Source organism: Endozoicomonas sp., assembly GCF_031844845.1.
Taxonomy (GTDB): Bacteria; Pseudomonadota; Gammaproteobacteria; order Pseudomonadales; family Endozoicomonadaceae; genus Endozoicomonas.
The window spans coordinates 23,156-29,155 of sequence record NZ_JAVRMB020000054.1 but is presented as its reverse complement, the minus strand read 5'-3'; the positions used below and the strand labels follow the sequence as shown (position 1 = coordinate 29,155).

Below are 6,000 nucleotides of genomic sequence, written 5' to 3'. Positions count from 1 at the left end.
ATGGCATTCAGGGTGACCGCTTCACTGACCACCGGGGCATCGTTGCTGCCGGTGATGGTCAGGACGATAGCCTGAGTGGTGCCATCGCTGGCGGTGAGGGTCACCGTGTCGGTGACCACCTGATCCGCATCCAGACTCTCTGCTGCAGAGGCGTTCAGGGTGTAAGTCCAGTTTCCTGACGAATCCAGATCCAGACTGCCGTAGCCATTGTCGCCAGCCACTCCGGTAACCTCGACAAACACCGGACTGTCGCTGTCATCCACATCACTAATAGCAATGGTGCCGCTGGCAATGACTGCATCGCCGGCACTGTCCCCTTCGGTGACTGTGTCGGTGAAGATGCCAGTAACTACCGGGGCATCGTCCGTGCCGGTAATGGTCAGGGTGACGGTATTGGTGCCCACTCCGGTGCCCTGACCGTCGTCGGCGCTGTAGGTGAAGGTGACGTCTTTACTGGCCCCGTTATCAAGGGCATTAAAGTCATAACCGCTCAGGGTGAACATGCCGTTCTCATCCACGGTTACTGTACCGTCCTGAGCATTCTCAGGCTGTTGAGTAATGGCGTAGGTGATGCTGTCGCCATCGGCATCCGTAGCGATAAGCTGTTCGGTAATGACGGCATCGTCTTCGCTAACGGTGGCCGTAAAGACCTCAGCAACCGGCACATCGTTGACGTTGGCAACCGTGATGGTGAAATCACTGGTCGCCGACTCACCGGCGGTATCCGTTGCCGTTACCCTGAGTGTGATATTACCCACATCGTCATTGCCCGGTATGCCGCTGAAAATTCGGCTGTTGGCCTCAAAGCTCAGCCATGAAGGCAAGGCGCTGCCATCATCAAGGGTGGCGTTGTAAGTTAATACGTCACCGACATCAATATCGCTGAATCTATTTGTAGGCACCGTGAAGCTGAATTGGACATCCTCAGTGCCGTCCTGCCAGGAAATGGCAGATGCAACCGGTCCATCATTGGTACCCGTGATTGTAATGTCTATGTCGTGGGTGGTGCCATCGAGGGCTGTTACCTGAATAGTGTCGATCAGTATTGGCTGTAATCTGGCGCTAACTTCTTTGAAAATAAAAGTGTTGTCTGTTGCCTCCCCTGTTGGAGTAATCCTCAATTGGTTTGCTATTACCAGATCAAAATTAATCGTCTGGTTAGTGAGCAGCATGGAGGATTCAAACTCACCCAAAGACTGCCATTGTCCGTTGACGTCCTGGTATTCAAGTTTAAGGGTATCGCTTTTGTAAGCCTGACTATTGTACCAGGTAACATCAAGCGTATTGACATGCTGTGCACCATCCAGTGTCAATGTCACTGAATGGTTACCAACTTCAGCAGACGGTATGGACCAGCCTCCTGTATTCTGACCATCGATAAGGTTACTGGAAGCCCAACCAGAGCTTGCAGATTCATAGGTTGCTGTAATACCGGAAAATATCACATCAACATCACTACCGCCCAATGCCTGTATCTCTGCTTTGCTGTTATCAACGCTGTAGCTCCAGTTACCATCTTCAGCAATGGTCACGGAACCGTAGTCACCATTGACGGTGTCAGCGGTAAAGCTCGCTTCGCCAGTATCAGTATCTGAAATAGTCAGGGTTCCGGTGGCTATCAGTTCCCCTTCCGCATTAAGCGCATCGGCATCATCTTCCACCAGAGCGCCCGTATCTGTGCCAGTGATCACCGCACCGTCATTGGTGCCGGTGACGGTAATGGTGACCGTAGCTTCAGACGTAGCGCCTTCATTATCAGCCATCACATAACGAACGGTTACTGTGGCTGTATCACCGGCGGTCAGACTGTCAAAGTCCGTACCCGGCACAAACTGCAATTGGTTATCAATAATGCTGACCGTGCCCTGGCCAGTCACCGGATCGCCATTGGTATCAACAACCTCAACACTGTCCAGACTGAAGTTCGCCGGGCTGTCGTCGCTATCCACATCGGTGTCGTTGGCCAGCACATCAATGATCAGGGTTTCATTTTCATCGCCTGCTTCGGTATCCACTGTTGCGGTTGGTGCATCGTTAGTGTTGGCGATGGTGACATTGAATAAGCTGGAAGCCGAAGCACCCAGCCCATCGGTTGCGGTGACTTTAAGAGCAATACTGCCCACATCATCATTACCCGGTATACCGCTGAAGGTCTGGGTGGCAGCATCAAAGCTCAGCCATGGAGGCAGGGCACTGTTATCATCGAGGGTGGCGCTGTAGGTTAATACGTCACCAGTATCAATATCGCTGAATGTGCCTTCAGGCACCGGGAAGCTGAATTGAGCATCCTCAGTAGCGGCCTGATCGGTAAGGGCTGACGCAACCGGGCCATCATTGGTACCGGTGATTGTAATGTCTATGTTGTGGGTGGTGCCATCGAGGGCGGTGACTTCAATGGTATCTGTGATGCTTGCGGCATTGACGCTGGCGGTAATTTCAGAAATTATTATGGATCCCCCGGGATTATTCGACATTCCCCGGGGGGTGAAACGCAATTGTTCCGTGATGACTTCATCAAAGGTTATTGTCTGTGACAGTGTACCGGCTGGGTCAAAGTTACCTAACGACTGCCACTCACCATCGGCATTCTGGTATTCAATTTCAATGGTGTCACTTTTTCTGTCTTCCCGGAGCCAGGCAATGTCGATCGTATCAACTCGCTGGGTACCATCCAGTGTCAGTGTTGCCGAGTGATTATCTTCCGCTTCGCTTGAAGTTATCCACCATTTTGAAAAACCGGACCATTTTTCACCATCAAGAAGATTATCCACCTCCCAGCCGGCTACATTTGTGGCAGTTGTTTCCGCACTGGCAAAACTGATATCCCCACCACCAGGCAGCCCCTGAACCGCTGGCTCAGTATTATCAGCGCTGTAAGTCCAGTTACCTGCTTGATCAATGGTGAGTGATCCGTATTCACCGGTGATGGTGGCCGGAGTAAAACTCGCTTCATCTGCGTCCACATCAGCAACAGTCAGTTCGCCGGTCACACTCAGCGTGGCTGAAGCATCCTCTTCAACACTGCCCGTATCAACACCACCAATCACTGCGACATCGTTGGTGCCGTTAATGGTAATAACAATATTGTGTGTTGTGCCGTCTATAGACTGAACTTCAATGGTGTCTGTCATGCTGTCACCATCACCCAGATTCTGAATGCCGGGCTGTGTGGCTGAGGCTTCATAAACCCAGCCACCATCACTGGACAGTTCCAGAGTCCCGTAGTCTCCGGTGATGGTGGCACTGGCAAAGATGGCTTCGCCACTGTCAATGTCAGTGATGTTCAGCTGTCCATTGTTACGTAATATATGATCTTCACTGAAAAACTGTGAGTTGGTACTGTCGAAACTGTCGGTTTGTAAGGAAAAAGCCCCGTTTACCGGGTCACTCATTGGGTCAATGGCAGTAATGGTGAGCAGGGTACCATCAACAGCGGCTATGAAACGGTCCTGATTCTCATTGATAAAGTCAGCCAGGGAACTGGCATTTTCGTCCACTGAAGTGCCGGAAGGCAGATCAAATGTCCCCATATTAATGCTTATTCCCGGCGCAGTGAGAGTGGCATTATCCCAACGGAAGGTGAATCCAACATCCTGCGAATGTGAGAACCCGAAGGTTGAATAAGCAGGGTATACATCTTCAGTTATAGTGCCGGAATCATCACCGGTTATGATGGCGCTGTCATTGGTGCCGGTGAGGGTAATGGTCACCGCTTGGTCAACGGTGCCGCCATTACCGTCATTGACCGTTACCGTATAGCTCTGGGTCAGGGTCTGACCGGCGGCCAGGTCATCAATCTCTGAATCCGGAATGGTAAAGGTCCAGTCCACCTGACCGGTACCATCCCCGGTGGTGTTGTCGCTGATCACCGGGGTAAAGGTACCGCGGTAGTTGTTGGCACCCTCTGTGACGCTGAGGGTCTGGACATCGGAGAGATCCACATCGGCAATGCTAAAGCTGCCGGTATCGGACAGGGTGCTGGTGTTCTCGCCGGTAACACCATCGACCAGTTCGGAAATGGTACCATTAACATCGGAAGCGACTTCGATTGTCGGTATGTCATTAGTTCCGGTGACAATAATAGTGACTGTAGATTCTGCGTTTAATCCTTCATCATCACTCATCCAATAGTGAACAATGACGGATTCAGTTTCTCCAACCGCCAAGTCATCGAAATCACTTCCGGGATTAAACGTTAGCTGGTTATTTAAGATACTGACGCTGCCCTGGCCGGTAATGGGTAATCCATTGATGTCGATGGTGTTGGCACTGTCCAGACTGAAGTTTAAAGGACTATCCGTAAAGTCTTCATCAACATCATTGGCGAGAACGTTAATGGTCAGGGTTTCATTTTCATGGCCTGCTGCGTTGTCCGATATGGCCTCAGGAGCTTCATTCAGGTCATTGATATTAATGGTGATAATGGCACTGTCAGATAGATTTCCTCCATCAGTGACTTCAACAGTGAGATCATAGATTGCTGTTAATTCATAATTAAGGTCTCCAGTGACAGTAATTGCACCGGTATTGGGGTCAATGTCGAATTTGTCATCGTCATTCCCGGCGATAATGGCATAGGTAAGCCCGTTACTAGAGTCCGGGTCGTTGGCCTGAACAATACCAACGCTAATAGAGCCATCAGCTTGAGTATTTTCATCAATATCAAAACTCTGAGTCAGTATTTCCGGCTTAAGATTGATAACCACTGAGGATGTATTGGATGGAGTGCTGGTTATTGTACGTGTTGGAGTTGATCTCTCAATGTCCTGACTATCAACTTGCTTTTCGTTGATTTCTCTCTCAATAATTGGCTGTTCATTCAGCTTGCCTAAGCTCGCTGGTTTGGCTGCATTATTTTCATCAGCACTTTGCTCAGTTTCTGTGTCACTGTTTTCTTGCTCAGATGGGCTGCTGTCTTCTGAATCCTCACTTTGAGCTTTTTCATCCCCAGCTTCTGGAGGTTCGTGATTACTCAGGGTTTCCGGACTCATCACTATTTGTTGCTGGTTGGTCAGATTTAAGGTCTGACCATTAACCAGTTGAATAGTTATTTCAGTATTAGAATTGTTCTGGATTGTTTCATTCAGATAGACTGGATCGCCGGGTTTTACTACTCTGGTATTCCCTTGAGCATCGGTCACTTCAATTGGGGTGCTGGTTGATTCTAAAAGTCCGACTATCTGTTCACTGCTTCCTGGGCTCATAAACCTATCCATCCTGGATAATATTTGTTTTTTATTAACTTTAGCTGTTAGATTATATTCTGGTTGGTTTTACGATGTGGACGAATGTTTTATTTTTTTAAAAATTAAATAGTAATTATAGAGCTTCCTCGAATGCTGGAATATGTGCCTGTTTTTTGGAGAGGAATGTTTTTATTAATTAAAATATTATGTTACGCGCAAGTAGTGTTGTGGCAGTGTGTGAAAAAGCCTCTTTCAGATGTTCTTGTTACCAGATATTCAAGAATGCTTTCAGAGGCTTTGCGAAGATTTTATTGGTTCATTAAAATAATTCCTGTCAAAATCGGCTATTAAATTAATGGGTTACGATACCCCTATGTTAAAATAATTTTTGTCAAAATCGATGTTTTTCAAGAATTTCTCGGAAAATGAATTAAATATATTTTGTAAAAATCTATAACATCATGTTTTTGAAAGTATTTTTATGGGCCGGGTTAGCTCCTGCACATGATGAGAGTGAATCTGTCTGCGTCAAAATTCTACCATGTCAGCTGGGGCTAAAGTTTATGCGAACCAAGTAAGTTTGGTAAACGTCGGTTATTGATATTTGGGCATGCCTGCAGTCCGTTTGGACTGTTATAAACCTGTGAAGCGAAATTCAACTGAACCTTAGTGGTCCAGCTGAATTCCCAGGGTAGTAATTACTATGATTGGTTCAGTTTCTTAAAAATGCTGTTACATACCAGTAGTCCAGAGATTGTAAAAAGCAACTCTGCCTGCAAGTTCTCCGGATATTAGCAAGACAGCACTGACCACA

At 47.9% G+C, this 6,000-nt stretch carries 1 protein-coding gene; it reads right to left on the bottom strand.

The window, feature by feature from the left end; all coding sequences use genetic code 11:
* Positions 1-5,204: VCBS domain-containing protein (locus RM811_RS02460; RefSeq protein ID WP_402520426.1), on the bottom strand; the 5,204-nt coding region annotated here is incomplete at its 3' end.
* Between the last annotated feature and the right edge of the window lie 796 nt (positions 5,205-6,000).